This window comes from Myxococcus vastator, assembly GCF_010894475.1.
Lineage (GTDB): Bacteria > Myxococcota > Myxococcia > Myxococcales > Myxococcaceae > Myxococcus > Myxococcus vastator.
This window is the reverse complement of the sequence record NZ_JAAIYB010000009.1, coordinates 21,188-42,855: the sequence shown is the minus strand read 5'-3', so window position 1 is coordinate 42,855 and position 21,668 is coordinate 21,188. Positions and strand designations below refer to the sequence as shown.

General features: G+C 70.9%; 4 protein-coding genes. All 4 read right to left on the bottom strand.

Annotated elements, in window-relative coordinates:
- Positions 1–148 precede the first annotated feature (148 nt).
- Positions 149–1,873 (bottom strand): fatty acyl-AMP ligase, encoded by a 1,725-nt coding sequence (locus G4D87_RS01955; RefSeq protein ID WP_240357944.1) that lies wholly within the window; start codon positions 1,871–1,873, stop codon positions 149–151.
- Between the two features lie 61 nt (positions 1,874–1,934).
- A complete protein-coding gene (locus G4D87_RS01950; RefSeq protein WP_240357943.1) occupies positions 1,935–3,239 on the bottom strand; it encodes an MFS transporter in 1,305 nt (434 codons plus the stop codon).
- A 20-nt stretch (positions 3,240–3,259) separates the two neighbouring features.
- The gene (locus tag G4D87_RS01945; RefSeq protein WP_163777856.1) at positions 3,260–7,420 is read right to left on the bottom strand and encodes a non-ribosomal peptide synthetase; all 4,161 of its coding nucleotides are present in this window, start codon (positions 7,418–7,420) and stop codon (positions 3,260–3,262) included.
- Positions 7,413–21,653, bottom strand: a complete 14,241-nt coding sequence (locus G4D87_RS01940) for a non-ribosomal peptide synthetase (RefSeq protein WP_163777853.1) — start codon at positions 21,651–21,653, stop codon at positions 7,413–7,415. The genes G4D87_RS01945 and G4D87_RS01940 overlap by 8 nt, the downstream gene beginning before the upstream one ends.
- Between the last annotated feature and the right edge of the window lie 15 nt (positions 21,654–21,668).

Below are 21,668 nucleotides of genomic sequence, written 5' to 3'. Positions count from 1 at the left end.
TGCTGTCTCCCGCCTCCCTCCGGATGCCTCAGCCGCGGCGCGCGCACAAGGCACCAGCAGTCCCGCGCGCCTGATTCGCTCCCCGAGTGTCCGCGGGTGAGCCGATGCCAGAGTTCCTGGTCCTGGACTGGGAAGGGCTCGAGACGGACTACGCTTCCCAGCGCTGGAGGCTGCCCTCCACGTACTTCGCCCGGCAGGCGCGCCGCTGGACCTTGCCGCTGGACGTCTTGAGGACCTCGCCCTGCTGGAGCAGGACGACCTCGTGGACCTCCACGGAGTGCGCGGCGGCCACGGCCTGCCGGATGCTCTTCTGGAGCGCGCTCGCGTCCAGGGCCTGGACGCCATCGCCCTGTTCGGAGGGCGCGAAGCGGGCGCTGACCTCCACCAGCACCACCAGTCGCTCGCCCTCCGGATGGTCCACGGAGAACGCCACCGAGCAGCCAGGCCGGAGCGCCGGGTGCTGGCCCTCCGCCGTCAGCTCGAGGTCCTGCGGGTAGTGGTTACGGCCATCGACGATGATGAGGTCCTTGATGCGGCCGGTGACATACAGCTCGCCGTCAATCATGAAGCCCAGGTCGCCGGTGCGGAGGAAGGGCCCTTCCTCGCTGCCCTGGATGCGCGCCTGGAAGGTCTCCGCGTTCGTCTCCTCACGTCCCCAGTAGCCGTGGGTGACGTGGGGGCCGGCCGTCCAGATTTCACCCACCTCACCCGGAGCGCACGCCACCAGCGTCTCCGGATTCACGATGCGGATGAGGCTGTCACCCCAGCTCCGCCCGGAGCTGACGAGCGTCCGCGCGGACGGGCCCGGCTGCGTCAACACTGCGCGGTGCTGCTCAAGCGCCTCCGACTCCACGGTGAGGTGGCGCGGCAGCTCGCTGCTGATGCCACCCGACACGAAGAGCGTCGCCTCCGCGAGCCCATAGCAGGGATAGAGGGCCTCCCGGCGGAAGCCCGCAGCCGCGAAGGTGTCCGCGAAGTGCGCCAGCGTGTCGGCGCGCACGGGCTCCGCGCCATTGAAGGCGACGCGCCATGAGCTCAGGTCCAGCGTGGCGAGCTGCTCCGGCTTCACCTTCCGCGTGCAGAGCGCATAGCCGAAGTTGGGGCCGCCGCTCGTCGTCACGCGGTACTTCGTGATGGCGGACAGCCAGCGGATGGGGCGCTGGAGGAAGGACCAGGGCGACATCACGACGGAGTGCGTGCCCAGGTACATCGGCTGGAGCACGATGCCGATGAGCCCCATGTCGTGGTACAGCGGCAGCCAGCCGCACATGGTGTTCTGCTCGTCGTGGCTGAAGCCCTGGCGAATCATCTCCTCGTTCGACATCAGGTTCCGGTGCAGCACCATCACGCCCTTGGGCGTCGACGTGGAGCCTGACGTGTACTGGAGGAAGGCCAGCGAGTCGCCGGTGATGGCGGGGCGCTTCCAGCCATCCTCCAGTCCCTCCTCCAGCGCGTCCGTGGCGATCCAGCGGATCTCCTTCAGGACGGGGTAGGCGTCGGCCAGCGCGTTCACGCTCTCCAGGATTTCGCGCGTGGTGAGCGCGAAGCGCGGCTTCGCGTCCTGGAGGATGGCGAGGATGCGGTTGACGGCCTGGAGCTGCACGGGCGGATAGGCGGGGACCGCGGCGACGCCCGCGTACAGGCTGCCAAAGAACGCCGCAATGTAGTCCAGCCCAGGGGGATACAGCAGCAGCGCGCGCTCGCCAGCGCCCTTGTGCTCCTGAAGCGCCGCGGCGATGGCGCGGGCGTGGCGATCCAACTCGCCATAGGTCCAGGTGGTCTCCTGGCCTTCGACATCCTGGAGATAGGTATACGCGCGGGCCTCGTTCTGATTCGAGGCGCGCCAGCGCAGCAGGTCGGTCAGGGTCTGCACGGAACGGCTGGGACTCGGCACGGCGGGGCTCCTTGGGAGAGTCGTGGGAAGTGGGGAGGCTTCAGGGGCTCACCGCGGGTTCGGCGGAGGGCGCCTGCGGCGGGGGCGCCTCCAGCTCGCGCAGTGGGCGGTAGAGCGTGGACAGCAGCGTCATGAGGATGCCGAGCGCGCCCGCGATGAGGAACATCACGGCGATGCCTCGGCCCGGGCCCTCGCCGACGAACGCACCCAGCAGGGGGACGAGCCTTCCCCCCGGGGCCATGGCGGGCTCGAAGACGTGGTCCGCCAGCGGTCCGGCCAGGGTGTACGCCAGCGGCAACATGGCCCCGGTGATGGTTCCGGTGAAGGCGAAGACCCGGCCGCGCAGCGCCAGGGGCACGATGCGCTGGAGCAGGGCCTGGCTGGAGCCATTGATGATGGGCAGGCCGAAGAAGAACGCGAAGGCGACCCCGGCCAGGACGGGGACGGTGGTGGCCAGCCCGACGCTGATGAGCGCGAGGCCACAGGTGAGCTGGAACCCGAGCACGCCATGCACCAGCCGCCTGGGCCCACCCCAGGCGCTGATGACCAGGCTTCCCACCAGCATGCCAACGCCACCCGCCGTGGTGAGCGCGCCCAGCGTCCGCACGTCCGCGAAGGACAGGACCAGCGGCGTGACGAGCACTTCGACCGTGCCCGTCAGGAAGTTGCTGGCCGCGAGGAAGCCAATGAGCGCCAGCAGGCCCGGCGTGGCGCGCAGGTAGGCGCCGCCGGCCCGGATGGCCTCCAGCAGCGATGGCCGCTCCTCGCCGGACGGAGACACGAGGTGTTCCCGGGGGATGCGCGCCAGGAGCAGGGGCAGCGTGCCGAGCACCAGCGTCGTCGCGTCGATGAGCAGGATGCCCTTGAGCTCGATGAGCTCCAGCAACGTGGCGCTCAACAGGGGCGCCACCAACTGGGAGAACGCGAGCCCGATCTGCACCAGGCCGTTGGCCCGTCCCAGGTGCCGTGGCGGCACCACCGTGGAGACGAGCACGGCGAAGGCGGGCTGCTGGAACGCGCTGGCCACCGACACCACGGCGGTCGTGACGTAGGCATGCCAGGGCTGCAGCAGCCCGTTGAACAGCAGCAGCGCCAGCACGAGGCTCGACAGGCCCGCGGCCGTGTCGCTGAGCACCATCACCCAGCGGCGGTTCCAGCGGTCCACCAGCGCTCCGGCCACGGGCCCGAGCAGGATGGCGGGCAGCGTCGCGGAGAGCATGACCAGCGCGTACTGCGTCACGTCGCCCGTCGTCTTGTACGTCCAGACGCCGAGCGCGAAGCTCGTCAGCCCCGAGCCCAGCAGCGACAGGACCTGTCCCAGCCAGATGGAGACGGCGGTCTTCATGGGGAAGGCCGGCGCCGCCGTCATCGAAGGGCCCCGGCGCGCAGGAGGCCCTGGCGCACGTGCTCCGCCAGCACCTGGACGTGAGGCGCGGCCAGCATCGTCATGTGGTCGCCCGGAACCGTCACGGGGGTGATGGCCGCGGAGGCGTGGTGGCCCCAGCCCCAGCTCGGGTCGTCCGTGAAGGACTCGGGGACGATGCCGTCTTCCTCGTGCCGCTCCTGGGCCCGGAAGAGGGCGACGGGGACGGGGAGCGTGTCCCGGGGGACGTAGTCAATCGCGTACGCGGCCTTGTAGACCTCGATGAAGCCCTGGACCTGCTGGCTGTCCGCGCCGTCGGGGAGGAGGCCCGCCTGGACCAGCCTGCGCGTCAGGTGCTCGCGGCGCGCTTCGGCGGACAGCGGCCGGAGTGTCTCGGCGGAGATGCCCAGGTCCACGCCGTAGAGGCGGCCCGCCGTGCTCGCGACGGAGGCCATCCAGTCCGCGTCGTCGAACGGGGGCGCCTCGCTCGGCGGTGCCTCGTTCACCGGGACGGTGGTGTTGAGGATGCCCAGGAAGGCAATCGACTCGCCCTGCTTCCGGAGCTGCTGCGCCATCTCGAAGGCGACCCAGCTTCCGAAGGAGTGGCCCAGCAGGTGGTAGGGCCCCTGAGGCTGTACCTGCTTGAGCGCCTCGACGTAGCACGCGGCCATCTCCTCGACGGAGCGGTGCGGCTGTGCGCGTCCATCCAGCCCGCGGGCCTGGAAGGCGTGCACCGGCAGGGTGGGGCCCAGGGCCTGGGCCAGCTCGCGGAGGTAGACGGCGTTGCCACCGGCGCCCGGGACGCAGAACAGGGCGGGGCGATTGGCCCCCGGCTGGAGCGTCACCAGCGGCGACCACGGGGCGGGCGCCGCCTCTTCGTGAAGCGCCTTGGCGAGCTGCTCCAGCGCGGGGTTCTGGAAGAGGACCGACAGCGGAAGGGCCCGGCCGAACTGCTCGCGGATGCGCACCATCAGCCGGACGGCCAGCAATGAATGGCCACCCTGGTCGAAGAAGTTGTCGTGCGCGCCGATGGGGCGCACCGCCAGCAGCTCCTCCCAGATGGCCGCGAGCCGGGTCTCCACCTCGTCGCGTGGGGCGACGAAGCCTTCCTGCGCGTCGCGGCGGACGCTCTCCGGCGCGGGCAGGGCCTTGCGGTCCACCTTGCCGTTGGGCGTCAGGGGGAAGGCGGCCAGGATGACGAAGGCGGCGGGCACCATGTACGGCGGCAGGTGCTTCTTGAGGTGCTGCCGCAAGTCCTCGGCCGTGGCCACGTCCGGCGCCGTGAGCGTGAGGTAGGCGACGAGCTGCTTGTTGCCCGCGTCCTCGTGGACGAGCAGCTCCACGGCCTGGACCGCCGGGTGCTCCAGCAGCTTCGCCTTGATTTCATCCAGCTCGATGCGGTGGCCGCGAAGCTTCACCTGCGTGTCGTTGCGGCCGATGAAGGCGAGGGTGCCGTCCTCCGTGTATCGGGCCAGGTCGCCCGTGCGGTACAGGCGCGCGCCCGGCGTGGCGCTGAAGGGGTTGGGCACGAATCGCTCGGCGGTCAGGTGCGCCTGGCCCCAGTAGCCACGCGCGAGCCCGTCGCCGCCCACGAAGAGCTCCCCTGGAATGCCGATGGGCACTGGCTGCATCGCGCTGTCCAGCAGGTACATCCGCGAGTTGGCGAAGGGCCGGCCAATGGGGACGGTCTGCTCGCTGGGCGTGGGCTCCGGCTGCTCGAAGTACGTGCTGTCGATGGTGGCTTCGCTCAGGCCGTAGGAGCTCACCAGCCGCGTGTCCGGGCCGCACAGGCCGCGGAGTTGGTGGTACTCGCGCATGTCCCAGGTGTCCGAGCCGACGATGAGCAGGCGCATGAAGTCCAGCCGGAGCTGGTGCTCCTGGAGGTGCCCCATCAGCAGGCGGGCGACGGCGGGGACGAACTCGCCGCTGTCCACCTGCTCGCGCTGCATCAACCCGTAGAGCTTCTCGGGCTCGAGCAGCCATTCACGCGGGCAGAGGACCAGCGTCTTCCCGGAGCCGAGCGCCCGGGCGAGGTCGCCGGAGAACACGTCGAAGGAGAAGCTCGCCATCTGGAGGTGGGCGCGCAGCTCGGGCAGCCGGTAGTCGCGCTCCCAGGCGAGGTAGGCGTTGGCGAAGCTCCGGTGCGAAATCATCACGCCCTTGGGGCGGCCCGTGGAGCCTGACGTGTAGACGACGTAGGCGAGGTGCTCGGGGCTCCCGCCGCCCTCGGGCGTCGTCGTGGGCTGGGCGGCGATAGCGTCCGCGGCCGTGTCGAGGTCCACCACGGGCGGCAGCGGCGCGGACAGGAGGGACGCCAGTCCCTGGCGGGTGACGAGCACCGCGGGCCGGCTGTCCGCGAGCATCAGCGCCGTGCGCTCCGGGGGATATGACGGATCCAACGGCACGTAGGCGCCGCCCGCCTTGAGCACGGCGAGCACCGCGACCACCATGTCCACGGAGCGGTCCAGGAAGACGCCCGTGATTCGCTCGGGCCCCACGCCCACGGCGCGCAGGTGGTGCGCCAGTTGGTTGGCCTTCGCGTTGAGCTGCGCGTAGGTGAGCCGGCGCTCGGAGTCCGTGACGGCGATGGCGTCGGGCGTGCGCGCCGCGTGCGCCTCGATGAGGTGATGGAGGCACGTGCCCGGGGGGACGTCGAGCCGGGCCTGGTTCCAGTCATGCAGGATGCGCTGACGCTCATTCGCCGGGAGCAGCGGCAGCTCGATGAGCCGCTGCGCCGGGTTCGCGGCGATGCCCGCGAGCAGCGTCTGGAAGTGGGCGACCATCCGCTCGACGGTGGAGGCGTCGAAGAGGTCCCGGTTGTATTCCCAGATGCCTTGCAGGCCCCCGGCCTCCTCGGAGAACCACAGCGTCAGGTCGAACTGCGCGAAGGCTTCACCCGAGACGCTGAAGGACTCCATCCGCAGCGCGTCCAGCTCGGCGGGCGGCGTGGGCGTGTTCTGGAGCACCAGCATCACCTGGAAGAAGGGGGACTGGCTGGTGTCTCGCGACGGCGCCAGCTCCTCCAGCAGCTTCTCGAAGGGGATGTCCTGGTGCCCGTAGGCCCCCAGCGTCACGTCCACCACGCGCCGCAGCAGCTCCCGGAAGGTGGGGTTGCCTTCGAGCCCCGTGCGCATGACGAGCGTGTTGAGGAAGAAGCCGATGAGCGGCTCCACCTCCGTCCGGTTCCGGTTCGCGATGTACGTGCCGACGCTGATGCGCGGCTCGCGCGTGTAGCGGTGCAGCAGCGTCTGGAGCGCCGCCAGCAGCACCATGTAGAGCGACGCCTTCTCCTGCGTCCCCAGCGTCTTCAGTTGCTGGGCCACCGCCGGGTCCACCTGGAAGCTCCGCTTGCCGCCCGCGTAGGTGCGCACGCGCGGGCGCGGCCTGTCGGTGGGCAGCTTGAGCGCGCTGTCGCTCCCTTCGAGCTGCCGCCGCCAGTAGTCGAGCTGCGACGCCAGCACGTCGCCCTGCATCCACTGCTGCTGCCAGGCCGCGAAGTCCGCGTACTGGAGCGGGAGCTCCGGCAGCGGTGACGGCTTGTCCTGGGAGAAGGCGGCATAGAGCGCCGTCAGCTCCTGGACGAAGATGCCGGTGGACCAGCCATCCGACACGATGTGGTGCACGACGAGCAGGAGGACGTGGTCCTCGTCGCCCATGCGCACCAGCCTCGCGTGGAGCAGCGGCCCCGCCGCGAGGTCGAAGGACGTCCCCGCGAGCTGGAGCGCCAGCTCCTCGCACAGGGGCTCGCGCTTGCTGCCTGGCAGGTAGCTCAGGTCCAGCACGCCCAGCGACAGCGTCAGCTCCGGGAGGATGCGCTGCTGGGGCTCGCCGTCCTTCGCGACAAAGGTCGTGCGCAGCGCCTCATGGCGCCGGATGACCTCGTTCAGCGCGCGCTCCAGCGAGGGGACGTGGAGCGGCCCGGTGAGGCGCACGAACTCCGGGATGTTGTAGGCGGGCGTCCCTGGCTCGAACTGGTCCAGGAACCAGAGCCGGCGCTGGGGGAAGGAGAGCGGCAGCGGCTGCTCGCGTGAGGCGCGCGGGATTCCAGGCGCGCGCGCCTCCTCCTTCGGCGCCGCGACCACGTTCTGCTGCCGCAGCTTCTTGAGCACCGCATCGCGCTTCTCCGGGGAGAGGTTCGCGAGCTTCTTGAGCAGCTCACTCATTCGTCCCCTCCAGGAGCTTCTCCAGGTCCGCGTCCGACAGGTCGCCGACGTCCTCCATGGCCGCGGCCAGCGCGGCCTCGTCCACGCCTTCCAACTGCGCGAGCACCACCTGCTCCGCCAGCCCCGCGATGGTGGGGTGCTCGAAGAGGGCGCGCAGCGGCAGCGTCACCTGGAACATCGCGTTGGTGCGCGAGATGATCTGCGTGGCCAGCAGCGAGTGCCCGCCCACGTCGAAGAAGTCGTCCGTGACGCCCAGCGACGCCTGGCCCAGCACGTCCTTCCAGAGCGAGAGCATGCTCGACTCCGTCTCCGAGCGGGGCTCGACCAGCCGCTGCTCGCCCGTGCGCTGGGTCGCGTCCGGCGCGGGGAAGGCCTTGCGGTCCACCTTGCCATTCGGGCTCAAGGGGATGGCCTCCAGGCGGACGAAGACGGCAGGCACCATGTAGTCGGGCAGCCGCTCTCGCAGGTGGTCGCGGAGCACCGCCGTGTCGCTGATGTCCGAGCCCACCACGTAGGCGACGAGCCGGCGGGGCGTCCCCGGGTCCTCGCGCAGCAGCACCACCGCGCCCTGGACGGCTGGGTGCTTGCCCAGCGCGGACTCGATTTCTCCCAGCTCGACGCGGAAGCCGCGCAGCTTCACCTGCGTGTCCGCCCGGCCGAGGAACTCCAGGTCGCCTCCTGGCAGGTACCGCGCCCGGTCTCCGGTGCGGTAGAGCCGCGCGCCGGGCTCGGTGGCGAACGGGTCGGGGACGAAGCGCTCCGCGCTCAGGTCGGGGCGGTGGCAGTAGCCGCGCGCCACGCCCTCGCCGCCGATGAAGAGCTCACCCGGGATGCCGGCGGGCACTGGCTGCTGATGCGCGTCCAGCACGTAGAGGCGGTTGTTGGCGAAGGGACGGCCAATGGGCACCAGTTGCGTGTCGCTCAGGCCCAGGTCGCTGCTCTCGTACCAGGTGCTGTCGATGGTCGCCTCGCTGACGCCATACGAGTTGATGAGCCGCGTGTCGTCGCCGATGACGGCCTGGAGGCGGTGGTACTCGTTCACGTACCAGGCGTCGGAGCCGGCCACGAGGACGCGCATGAAGTCCAGCGTCTGGCCCGTCTCCTCCAGGTGCTGGAGCAGCCCGCGCAGCACGGCGGGGACGAACTCGGCGCAGTCCACGGCCTGCTCCTTCATCAGGGCGAGCAGCCGGGGCGGTTCGAGCAGCCACTCCCGCGGGCAGAGCACCAGCTTGCCGCCCGAGCACAGCGCCCGGGACAGGTCTCCCGCGAACACGTCGAAGGAGAAGCTGGCCATCTGCAGGTGGGCGCGGCAGTGCTCCCGCAACCCGTAGCTCCGCTCCCAGCCGAGGTACGCGTTGGTCCAGCTCCGGTGCGAAATCATCACGCCCTTGGGCGTGCCCGTGGAGCCGGAGGTGAAGACGACGTAGGCCAGCCCGTCCAGCGTGGTGAGCCGCGTCGGAGCCTGGGTGGGCAGCGCGGCGCGCGCCGGTGCCTCCGTGTCCAGCAGGTAGAGCGACACTTCGGGATTGGTGAAGGTCTCCACCAGGGACTGCTGGGTGAGCAGCAGGGAGAGCCGGGCCTCGGAGGCCATGCGGGCCAGTCGCTCGGCCGGGTAGGTGGGGTCGAGCGGGACGTAGGCGCCGCCCGCCTTGAGGATGCCCAGCAGCGCCACCAGCAGCTCCGGCGTCCGCTCCAGGCACACGCCCACCAGCACCTCGGGGCCAATGCCCCGAGCGCGCAGGTGGTGCGCGAGCTGGTTCGCCTTCGCGTCGAGCTGCCCATACGTGAGCGAGCCCGCCTCCGGCGCGACCACGGCGACGGCGTCCGGCGTCCGCTGGGCCTGCGCCTCGAAGAGCTCGTGCAGGCAGGCGCCCAGCCCGGGGACGTGCGTGTCGTTCCAGTCGACCAGCACCTCTCGACGGGCCTCCCGCGTGAGCAGCGACAGCTCGCACAGGTGCTGGTCCTCCGCGCCGAGGATGCCCACCAGGACCGTCTGGAGCTGCTCCAGCAGCCGCTCCATGGCGTCCGCGCCGAGGCGCGGGGACTCGAAGTCCAGGTTCAGCATCAGCTCCTTGTCCGCGTGGGCGGAGAGCGTCAGCGGATAGTTGGTGCGCTCCTGGGCGGTGACGTCGCGCACCTCCAGCGCGCCCGCGCCCTGCCGCACCGAGTCCTCCACGGGGTAGTTCTCGAAGACGACGAGGCTCTCGAAGAGCGGGGTGCCACGCGGCACGGGGCTCCAGCCCTGGACCTTGACCAGCGGCGCGTACTCGAACGGCGCCCGCTCCACCTGCCACGCCTGGAGCGCCTTCAGCCAGTCCACCACCTTGCGCTGGGCCGGCAGCGACACGCGGGCCGGCAGCGTGTTGATGAACAGGCCCACCATCTGCTCCACGCCCGGCAGCTCCGGCGGACGGCCCGCGACGGTGACGCCGAAGACGACGTCGTCCTGTCCCGCGTGACGTCCGAGCACCAGGGCCCAGGCCGCTTGGACCAGCGTGCTGAGCGTCACCTGGTGCCGCCGCGAGAAGGCGCGGAGTTGCTCCGTCAACTCGGCGGACAGGTGGACCTTGCGCTCGCCCATGACCTGCGGCGCGGTGCGCGCCTGGCCCCCTGTCTCACCGGGGAGGGGCGTGGGCTCTCCGAAGCCTTGCAGTGCTTCCTTCCACCAGGACTCCGCCTGCGAAATCTCCCGGCCCTGGAGCCAGGCGATGTAGTCGCGGAACGCAGGCGGCTGCTCCAGACGCACCGGCTGCTGACGGAGCTGCGCGTCGTAGAGGGCCAGCATCTCGTTGAGGACGCGGCCCACGCTCCAGCCGTCCAGCAGCAGGTGGTGGAAGCTCCACACCACGCGCCACGTCCGAACGCCCAGGCGCAGGACGCCCACGCGCATCAGCGGCGCCCGCTTCAAGTTGAAGCCCCGGGCCCGGTCCGCGTCCATCCAGGCCGACAGCCGGGTCTGCTGCTCCGGCTCGGACAGGTGGCTCCAGTCCTGCTCTTCCCACGGCAGCACGGCCTTGCGGTTCACGAGCTGGAGCGGCGCTTCCAGCTCCTCACCCACGAAGCTGGTGCGGAGGATGGGATAGCGCGCCATCACCTGCTGCCAGGCCTCGCGCAGCGCCTCGCGGTCGAGGTCCGCGTCCAGCGTCCACGCCGCGCGCTCGAAGTACATCCCCGAGTCCGGGTCGAGCATGGCGTGGAAGAGCATGCCCTGCTGCATGGGCGACAGCGGGTAGAGGTCCTCCATTCCCGGGTGTGACTGCATCAGGCCGTTCAGCGTGGCCTGAGTCACCTTCGCCAGCGGGAAGTCCACCGGGGAGAACCGCGCCGCGTCCTCGCCGCGCCGCTGGTCCACCAGGGACCGGAGCGCTCGGAGGTAGCCCTGGGCCAGCGCGCCCACCGTGGTGCGCTGGTGCAGCGCCTCGCTGTAGGTGAAGGACACCTCCAGCTTGCCGCCGAAGACGTGGGCATTCACCTCCAGCACCTGCCGCCGCTGACCGAGCGCCCCCTGCTGCGCGCCGAAGGACTCATCCGCGGGCGCCAGCAGCGACGACGTGGGCAGCGCCGAGTCGAGCTGGCCCAGGTAGTTGAAGGCCACCGGCGCTTCCGGCCGCGCACGGAGCCGGGCGCCTCGCTCGTCCTGGCGCAGGTAGCGCACGAGGCCGTAGCCCAGGCCCTTGCGCGGCACCTGCCGCAGCGAATCACGCACGGCGCGGAGCTCGTCACCCACGCTGCCATCCCGAGGCAGCTCCAGCGTCACCGGGTAGGCGCTGGTGAACCAGCCCACGGTGCGGCTGAGGTCCACGCCGTCGAACAGGTCCTCGCGGCCATGGCCTTCCAACTGGACGCGCAGTCGACGCTGTCCTGTCCAGGTGGAGAGTGCCTGCGCGAGCGCCGTCAGCAACACCTCGTCGATGCGGGCACGCCAGGCTGTCGGCACCTCCTGAAGCAGCAGCCGGGTCTCCTCGGCCTCCAGCGCCACCGTCAGCGTGCGCGCGGACGCCAGGGTGTTGTCGCCGTCCGCGGTGTCCACGGGGAGCGGCGCCGTGTCTTCACCCTGGCTCAGCCAGTAGTCGGCTTCGTGTTCCAGCTCCGCGCTGGCCGCGAAGGACTCCAGGCGGCGCGCCCAGGCCTGGAAGGAGGTCGTCTTCGGAGGCAGCGCCACCGGCTGCCCCTGGCTGAGCTGCTGACACGCCGTCTCCAGGTCCATGAGCAGGACGCGCCAGGACACGGCGTCCACCGCGAGGTGGTGGATGCCGAGCAGCAGCCGGTCGCCACGCTGGGGCCCCAGGTGGAAGCGCACGGCCGCGACCAGCGGCGCCTCCTCCAGCCGGAAGCCCGCCTGGGCGCGCAGGCCCTCTTCCTCCAAGGCGGCGCGCTGCGCGGCCTCGTCCAGGCCGGACAGGTCCACCTCGCGCAGCGTCACGGTGCTGTCGAGCCCCAGGCTCTCCTGACGCCAGCCGTCGGGGGTCCGCTCGAAGCGCAGGCGGAGCGCGTCGTGGTGCGCGACCAGGGCCCGCAGCGCGTCCTGGAGCACGGACGTGGCGACGGGCTGACGCAGGCCCAGCAGCAGCGACTGATTGTAGTGATGGAGGTGCGGGAGCTGCCACTCGAAGAACCAGTGCTGGATGGGCGTGAGCGGGACGGCGCCCGTCACCGGTCCCTGCTCGCTCTCCACGACCTGGGCCTGACCCACGTGCGGGGCCAGGGCGGCGATGGTCTGGTACTGGAAGAACTGACGCGGGCTGATGTGCAGCCCGGCCTCCAGCGCCCGCGCGATGACCTGGATGCTGATGATGGAGTCGCCACCCAGCTCGAAGAAGTTGTCGTGGATGCTGACGCGCTCGCGGGACAGCACCTTCGCCCAGATGTCCGCCAGCGCCTGCTCCACCGGGTCGCGGGGCGCGACGTGGACGTGCTCGCGCTTCACGTGCTCCTGCGCCAGCGAGGGCAGGGCCTTGCGGTCCACCTTGCCGCTGGGCGTCAGCGGCATGGCCTTCAGCATGATGAAGGCGGACGGAACCATGTATTCGGGCAGGCGCGACTCCAGGGCCCGGCGCAGGGCGTCCTGCTCGGGCGGCTGCTCCACATCGTCGGCGACGACGTAGGCCACCAGTTGCTTGCGGCCCGGTGTCTCCTCCCGCACCAGCACCGCGGCGTCCTGTACCTCCGGGTGCCCGGCCAGCGCCGCTTCGATTTCGCCCAGCTCGATGCGGAAGCCGCGCAGCTTCACCTGGTGGTCCAGGCGGCCCAGGAACTCCAGCCGTCCTTCGGCCAGCCAGCGCACCCGGTCTCCCGTCCGGTACAGCCGTCCTCCGGGCTCCACCGCGAACGGGTCCGGAACGAAGCGCTCGGCGCTCAGGTCCGGCCGGCCCAGGTAGCCACGCGCGACGCCCACGCCGCCGATGAACAGCTCACCCGGCACGCCCACGGGCACCGGCTGCAGCTGGCCATCCAGCACGTAGAGCCGGACGTTGGCCCACGCGCGGCCGATGCCCAGCCGGTCGGGGTCCACGGCCTCGTCCACCGCCGCGCAGATGGTCGCCTCGGTGGGGCCGTAGGCGTTGATGAAGCGGCGGGACTTCAGCCACCGGCGCGCCAGCTCCGGCGAGCAGGCCTCGCCCGCGGAGACGACGGACTCCAGCTTCGGCAACGCCTCCGGCTCCAGCTGCGCCAGCACCGACGGCGTCAGCGTGACGCCGGTTATCTCCTGCGCGGTCAGCAGGCCCTGGAGCGGCGCGCCGGGCATGATGGCGTCCCGGGGCGCGAGGCAGAGCCGCGCGCCCGCGAGCAGCGTGGAGAACACCTCGCACACCGAGGCGTCGAAGCCGAAGGCGGCGAACTGCAGCACGCGGCTCTTCTCGTGGACGCGGTGGGCCTGGATGGCGGCCAGCGCCGTGTTGCACAGGCCCCGGTGGGGCAGCAGCGTGCCCTTGGGCCGCCCCGTCGAGCCCGACGTGAAGATGATGTACGCGAGGTTGTCCTCGGACAGCTCCACCGCGGGCGGCGTTTGCGGCTGGCTGGCGATGAGCGGCCAGTCCGTGTCCAGGCAGACCAGCAACCCGAGCGCGGGGAGCTCATCCGCCAGGTGCTCCTGCGTGACGAGCACCGGGATGGCCGCGTCGCGCATCATCAGCGTCAGCCGCTCCACCGGATAGGACGGGTCCAGCGGCAGCCACGCGCCTCCGGCCTTGAGGATGCCGAGGATGCCCACCACCAGCTCCAGCGAGCGGTCCACGCACAGGCCCACGCGGACCTCGGGCCCCACGCCGGACGCCTTCAGGTGCCAGGCGAGCTGGTTCGCCCGCGCGTCCAGCTCGCGGTAGGTGAGCTGCTGTCCCTCGAAGGACACGGCCACCGCGTCGGGCGTCCGCGCCGCCTGCTGCTCGAAGAGGTGATGCGCGCAGACGCCCGGGCTTCGGGGTGTGGCGGTGTCGTTCCACGCCAGCAGCGACTGCTGACGCTCCGGCTGGGACAGCAGCGGGAGGCGCGAGACGCGCTCTTCTGGAACGGCCATGGCGCCCAGGAGCAGCTCGCGCAGGTTGCCCATCATCCGGTCGATGGTGGCCGCGTCGAACAGGTCGGTGCTGTACTCGCACAGGCACTCCAGGCCCTGCTCGGTCTCCGTGGCCACCCACGTCATGTCGAACTTGGCGGCGCCGGTGGTGCTGGTCTCCTCGCGCAGCGTCAGCCCGTCCAGGTGCAGGTCGGAGGACGGCGCGTTCTGGAGGATGAGCTTCACCTGGAACAGCGGCGAGTAGCTGAGGTCGCGCTCCGGGTTGAGCGCCTTCACCAGCTCCTCGAAGGGGAGGTCCTGGTGCGCGTAGGCATCCAGCGCCACCCGCCGCGTCTGCGCCAGCAGCGCGCGGAAGCTGGGGTCCCCGCGCAGGTCGCCCCGCATGACGAGCTGGTTGATGAAGAAGCCGATGAGCCCTTCGGTGCCGGAGCGGTTGCGGTTGGCGATGTCCGTGCCGACGACGATGTCCGTCTCGCCGGTGTAGCGGTGCATCAGCGTCTGGAAGGCCGCCATCACCGCCATGAACGGGGTGACGCTCTCCTTCCGGCAGAGCGCCTGCAACGCCTTGGCCGCCTCCACGGGCAGCAGCACACCCCGGTGCGTGGCGCCGCGGAAGCTCTGCACCGGAGGCCGTGGACGGTCCGTGGGCAGGTCCAGATGGGGCGGCGCCCCGGTGAGCCGCTGCTTCCAGTAGTCGAGCTGCCGCTCCAGCACGGGGCCCGACAGCCACTCCCGCTGCCACTTCGCGTAGTCCGCGTACTGGACGGGCAGGGCGGCCAGCGGTGGCGGCTGGCCCGCGGACAGGGCGCCGTAGAGCTCGGCGACCTCGCGGACCAGCACGGACAGCGACCAGCCGTCGGCGATGATGTGGTGCAGGGTCAGCAGCAGCAGGTGTTCCTGGTCATCGAGCTGGATGAGCCCCATCCGGCAGAGCGGGCCCGTCGTCAGGTCGAAGGGGCGGCGCGCCTCTTCGTCGGACAGGCGGCGCGCTTCGACTTCCCGGCGCTCGGGCGGAAGGCCGCGCAGGTCGGCGGTCTCCACCTTCGGCGCCGCGGGCGGGTGGATGACCTGGACGGGCGTCTGGCCGTTCATCCGGAACGTCGTGCGCAGCGACTCGTGGCGACGGATGAGCGCCTCCATGCAGCGCTGCACGGTGTCCGGGTCCAACGCGCCCGTCAGCCGGATGACGGCGGGCATGTTGTAGAAGGGGCTGTCGGGCTCCATCTGGTACAGGAACCAGAGGCGCTGCTGCGCGAAGGACAGGGGCAGCTCGCCATCGCGAGAGTAGGGCACCAGCGGCGGGGGCGGTGCTTCCCCGGTCTGCTGCGCCTGGAGCACCTGGACGCGCTCCGACAGCGTTGCGATGGTGGGCGCCTCGAAGAGCGCCGCGATGGGCAGCTCCACGCCGAAGGCCTCGCGAATTCGCGACACCACGCGCGTGGCCAGCAGCGAGTGGCCACCCAGGTCGAAGAAGTGGTCGTGGATGCCAGCCCGGTTCGTGCGCAGCACGTCCGACCAGATGCTGGCCATCAGCTCCTCGGTGCCGTTTCGCGGCGCCGCGCGGGACTCCGTGGACAGCAGGCCGTCGGGGACGGGGAGGGCCTTGCGGTCCACCTTGCCGTTGGCCGTGAGTGGCAGGGCCTCCAGCGCGACCAGGGCGGCGGGCACCATGTGCTCGGGCAGCCGCTGCTGGAGGAAGGCGCGCAGCCCGGCCGTATCCGCCGCCGTGCCCTCGTGCGGGACGACGTAGGCGGCCAGCCGCTGGTCGCCGGGGACATCCTCGCGCACGATGACGACGGCGTCCCGCACGGACGCGTGCTGACGGACGGTGGCCTCGATTTCGCCCAGCTCGATGCGGTAGCCGCGCAGCTTCACCTGCCCATCGCGGCGGCCCAGGAACTCCAGCGCGCCGTCCGGCAGGAAGCGGGCCTGGTCGCCCGTGCGGTAGAGGCGCTGTCCCGGCTTGTGGCCGAACGGGTCCGGCACGAAGCGCTCGGCGGTGAGGGCAGGGCGGCCCAGGTAGCCGCGCGCCACGCCGGTGCCGCCGATGTAGAGCTCGCCCGAGACACCCACGGGCACCGGCTGCATGCGCGCGTCCAGCACGTAGAGCGCCGTGTTGGCGATGGGCCGGCCGATGGGGACGATGCCGTCGGGCAGCTCGCCCGCGCTGACGTCGTGGATGGAGCAGCCGACCACCGTCTCCGTGGGGCCGTACTCGTTGATGAGCCGGACCCGGGGCGCGTGCTTCCGCCAGAAGGCCACGGTGGTGGGCGGCAGGGCCTCGCCACCCACGACGAAGGTGCCCGTCAGGTTCGACAGGGCGTCTGGCGCCAGCAGCCCGGCCAGCACCTGGAGGTGGGCCGGCGTGAGCTTGACCAGGTCATGCCCCCGCGGCTGCTGAAGCGCGAGCGCGAGTGCTTCCACCTCGCGTCCCGAAGGCACCAGGTGGACCGTCGCTCCGGCGAGCAGCGGCGTGAGGAGGCTGGTGATGGTCGCGTCGAACGCGATGGACGTGTGGACCAGCGAGCCCTGGCCCGGCTTCACCGCGTAGGCGTCCTGGGCCCACGTCAGGTAGTTGAGCAGGCCGCGCTGCGTGAGCAGCGTGCCCTTGGGCAGGCCCGTGGAGCCCGAGGTGTAGATGACGTAGGCCAGCGAGTCGCCGGAGGCGGTCGCGGCCGGTGCACTCGAGGGCAACGTCGCCAGCCGGGCCGCTTCCTGCTCCACCAGGAGCCGGGGCACGCTGGAGGCCTCGAAGGTGGCCTCATGCGCCTGCGTGGTGAGCAGCACCGCGGCGCGCGAGTCGGACAGCATGTACGCCAGCCGCTCGGCGGGATAGCTCGGGTCCAACGGTAGATAGGCCGCGCCGGCCTTGAGCGTGGCCAGCAAGCTGGTGGCCAGCTCGAGGGAGCGGTCCAGTCCCAGCGCCACCACGCGCTCCGGGCCCACGCCCAGCGACAGCAACTGATGCGCGAGCTGATTGGCGCGCATGTCCAACTCGCCATACGTCATCGTCCGCTCGCCATCGACCACCGCGAGCGCGTCCGGCGTGGCGGCGGCGCGAGCCTCGAAGAGCGCCTGGAACGTGGGCTCCACGGGCAGCGCGGCGGCGGTGTCGTTCCACTCCACCAGCATCCGGCGCTGCACGTCGGCGGGCAGCGGGCTGGAGGTGTGGTGCGGGGCCTCGGACTCGAAGGCCAGCGCGTGGAGGACGCGCGCGAAGCACGCGCCAATCTGCTCCACCTGGGCGTGCTCCAGCTCGACGGCGTTGTAGTCCAGCTCCAGCGTGAGCTCCTGCGTGTGGGGCTCGGTCTGGAAGTGGACGGCGAGGGTGACGTTGGTGCCCTCGGAGCGGATGGTGCTCAGCGCCTCCAGCTCCGCGAGCGTGCCCGCGATGTCGTGGAGGACGTGGAAGTGCATGTAGTTGAACATGACTTCGTAGAGCGTCTCGCGGCCCCACTGCCGCTGAATCTCCGCCATGGGGTAGCGGCGGTACGGGTAGAGCCCTCGCTCCGCGTCGAAGGCGGCGCGGACCAGCGACAGCCAGCTGCCCGGGGCCAGCTTCAGGCGGAAGGGCACCGTGTTGAGGAAGATGCCGCGCAGCTTCGAGCCATCACCTTCCTCGGGGCGGCTGTTGACGCCCGTGCCGGTGATGACGTCCTCCTGGCCGCTCAGCACGCTCATCACCTTGAGGTGCGATGCGAGCAGGATGCTCTTGAAGGGCACGCCCGCGCTGCGCGTCAGGGCGTTCAGGCCCTCTCCCACCTCGGGCGAGATGGGCACCTTCACCGTGGCGATGCGCGGCTCACCCTCCGCCAGCGGACGGCGCCAGCGCGGCACGCGCATGACCTGTCCGTCCTGCAGCAGCTCGCGCCAGTAGCGCTGGTGGTCCTCGGACGCGAGGGCCTGCCGCTCCATGGCCACGAAGTCGCGGTAGGTGATGCTCAGCAGCTCGAAGCGCGGCGGCTCCTGGTGGTTCACCAGCGCGTAGTAGTGGTTGAACATCTCCACCAGCGTGGAGTGGAGGCTCCAGCCGTCGATGATGGCGTGGCACTCCGTGAGCGTGAACTGGAAGTCCCGTTCCCCACGGATGTGCACGAAGAAGCGCAGCAGCGGAGGGCACGCGAGGTCGAAGTGCCGCTGCTTCTCGTCCTCCAGCAGCTTGCGGACCTCGGCGTCCTGCGCCTCGGTGGACAGGTGGCGGACGTCGGTGACCTCGACGGAGAGGTGGGCCTGGCGGTGCACCAACTGCAACGGCTCGCTGTACGACGTCATGTCGAACGCCGTGCGCAGCACGGGCTGACGTGCCGTCACCACCTGCACGGCTTCCACGAAGCGCGCGGCGTCGAACGGTGCCTTCAGGCGCAGATGGAAGCTGTCGGTGTTGTGGTAGATGTTCGAGGTGGGCGCCAGCTCCATGTGGAAGAGCATGCCGGCCTGGATGCGGGCCAGCGGGTAGGCGTCCTCCACGCTCGCGGGCACCTTCGCCCGGTCCTCGGCGGAGATGAGGCTGAAGGGCTCGGTGCGCGGGAAGACCTCACGCGCCGGCTCCGCCTCCCCAGCGGCCTCCGCCAGCTCCGCCACCGTCTGGTGCTGGAAGAGCTGCTGCAACGAGAAGCGGATGTCCTGCTTCTGCGCCAGCGTGAGCACCTGGATGCTCAGGATGGAGTCGCCACCCAGCGCGAAGAAGTTGTCGTGGATGCCCACGCGAGGGACTTCCAGCACCTGGGCCCAGATGGCGCACAGGGCCTCCTCCACCTTCGTCCGGGGCGCGACGTACTGGCCAGCCAGGTCCGCGCGCGCGCCGTCGGGCTCCGGCAGGGCCTTGCGGTCCACCTTGCCGTTCGCGGTGAGCGGGAAGCGCTCCATCATCACGAAGGCGCTGGGGACCATGTAGTCCGGCAGCTTGCCGAGCAGGTGCTGTCGCAGCTCGTTGACGCTGGGCGGAGGCAGCTCGGCCGACGCGACGTAGGCCACCAGGGACTTGTTCCCGGGCGAGCTCTCACGCACGAGCACCAGCGCCTCGCGCACCGCCGGGTGCAGGCTGAGCACCGTCTGGATTTCGCCCAGCTCGATGCGGAAGCCACGAATCTTCACCTGGTGGTCGATGCGGCCCAGGTACTCGAGCTGCCCGTCCGCGGTGAAGCGCGCCAGGTCTCCCGTGCGGTAGAGCCGGGCACCGGGCTCGCGGCTGAACGGGTGGGGGACGAAGCGCTCCGCCGTGAGCTGCGGCCGGCCCAGGTAGCCACGGGCGAGGCCCGCGCCACCGACGAAGATTTCACCCGCCACGCCAATGGGCGCTGGCTCCAGCCGCGCGTCCAGCACGTAGAGCTGGAGGTCGGGAATCGCGACGCCAATGGGGCTCTGCTGCGTGCGCTCCGCCTCGGCGGCGTCCATGGGACGGTAGGTGACGTGCACCGTCGTCTCGGTGATGCCGTACATGTTGATGAGCCGAGGCTGGGCGTCCCCGTGCTTGCGGAACCAGGGCACCAGGGTGGCCGGCTCCAGGGCCTCGCCGCCGAAGACGACGTAGCGCAGCGACAGGGGCGGCGCCTGGGCGCCCAGGCGCTCCTCGGCCTGGATGAGCTGACGGAAGGCCGCGGGCGTCTGGTTCAGCACCGTGACGCGCTCATCGCTCAGCAGCCGGAAGAAGGCATCTGGCGAGCGCGAGACGAGATACGGCACCACCACCACCCGGCCGCCGTGGAGCAGGGCGCCCCAGAGCTCCCAGACGGAGAAGTCGAACGCGTACGAGTGGAACAGCGTCCACGCGTCGTGCTCGTTGAAGTGGAACCAGTGCTCCGTCGCCTCGAACAGGCGCATCACGTTGCCGTGCGGGAGCAGGGAGCCCTTCGGCAGGCCGGTGGAGCCCGAGGTGTAGATGACGTACGCGAGCTGTTCCCGCGTCGTCGCGAGTCCAGGGGCGTGGGCAGGCTGCCGCGCGAGCTCCTCGGCGGCTTCATCCAGGATGAGCAGCGCCGCGCCCTCGGCGGGCAGCCGCTCGATGAGGGGCCGCTGCGTCACCACCAGCGACATCCGGCTGTCCGCCACCATGAAGGCCAGCCGGTCCGCGGGATAGGTCGGGTCGAGCGGCACGTAGGCGGCGCCCGCCTTCAGGATGCCGAGGATGCCCACCACCGTGGCCAAGGAGCGCTCCACGCACAGGCCCACCAGGCCCTCGGGCTGGACGCCGCGCGAAATCAGCGCATGGGCCAACCGGTTGGCCCGCCGGTCCAGCTCCGCGTAGGTGAGGCGCTCTCCGTCGGCGACCACGGCGATGGCGTCGGGGCGCTGGCGCACCTGGGCCTCGAAGCGGCCGTGCAGCGTGTCCGAGCCCGGGAAGGACTTCAGCGCGGGCCAGACCTCGAGGAGCTGACGCCGCTCGGGCGACGTGAGCAGCGGCAGCGCGTCCAGGCGCAGCTCCGCGTTGGCCGCGACACCCGCGAGCAGCGTCTGGAAGTGCCCCACGAAGCGCTCCAGGGTCGCGCGGTCGAAGAGGTCGCTGTTGTACTCGATGAAGCCCCGCAGGCCGTCCGCGGTCTCCTGGAGGTCCAGCGTCACGTCGAACTTCGACGTCCCCGGCTGCAGGTCCAGTGGCTGGATGGTGACGCCGGGCAGGGCCAGCGCCTGGCCAGCCATGCCCTGGAAGTTGAACGCGGCCTGGAACAGCGGCGTGTAGGCCAGGTTGCGGGCGGGCTGCACCGCCTCCACCAGCTTCTCGAACGGGATGTCCTGGTGCGCATACGCGCCCAGCGTCGCCTCCCGCACGCGCTGGAGCAGCTCTCGGAAGGACGGGTTGCCGGACAGGTCCGCGCGCAGCACCAGCGTGTTGACGAAGAAGCCGATGAGGCCCTCCGTCTGGACCCGGTTGCGGCTGTTCTGCGGCGCGCCGACCAGGATGTCCGTCTGGTGCGTGTAGCGCGACAGCAAGGCCTGGAACGCGGCCAGCACCGTCATGAAGAGGGTGGCGTTCTCACGCTGGCCCACCTGCTGGAGCGCCTTCACCAGCGCCGTCGGCAGGTGCAGGGGCAGGGCGTCTCCGCGCTGCGTCTGGATGGCCGGGCGTGGACGGTCCGTGGGGAGCTGCAACACGGGGGCGCCCGCGAGCTGCTGCTTCCAGTACGTCACGTGCGCGTCGAGCGCGCCCTCCGTCGCCATCCACTCGCGCTGCCACTCGGCGAAGTCCGCGTACTGGATAGGCAGCTCGGGCAGCTCCGGCTCGCGCTGGGCGATGAACGCGCCGTAGAGCTGCGTCATCTCGTGGATGAGGATGCCCAGCGACGCACCGTCCGAGATGATGTGGTGCATCGTCAGCACCAGGACATGGTCGGTGTCCGCCAGCCGCAGCAGCCGCGTGCGCAGCAGCGGGCCCTTCATCAAGTCGAAGGGCTGGCGAATCTCCTCGGTGGCCAGCCGCCGTGCTTCCGCCTCCCGCCCGGCTGGGGGCAGTGATGACAGGTCGGTGACGGCGAAGGACGCGGTGCCTTCGGGCGCGACGACCTGGACCGGCTGGCCCTCCTCCTGCGCGAAGGTGGTGCGGAGCGATTCGTGCCGTTCCACCAGGACGTCGAAGGCGCGCTGGAGCGCGGCCGTGTCGAGCGTGCCGCCCAGCCGGACCGCGCCAGCGATGTGGTAGCTCGGGTTCTCCGGCTGCATCAGGTGGAGGAACCACAGCCGCTGCTGTGCGAAGGAGACAGGAAAGACAAAGGATTCAGCGCTCATGTCTGAGTAAGAACC

What these genes read in the sequence shown, in the direction of transcription:
- G4D87_RS01950 (WP_240357943.1), bottom strand. Translation starts at nt 3,239, where the DNA reads ATGAAGACCGCCGTCTCCATCTGGCTGGGACAGGTCCTGTCGCTGCTG.
- G4D87_RS01940 (WP_163777853.1), bottom strand. Translation starts at nt 21,653, where the DNA reads ATGAGCGCTGAATCCTTTGTCTTTCCTGTCTCCTTCGCACAGCAGCGG.
- G4D87_RS01945 (WP_163777856.1), bottom strand. Translation starts at nt 7,420, where the DNA reads ATGAGTGAGCTGCTCAAGAAGCTCGCGAACCTCTCCCCGGAGAAGCGC.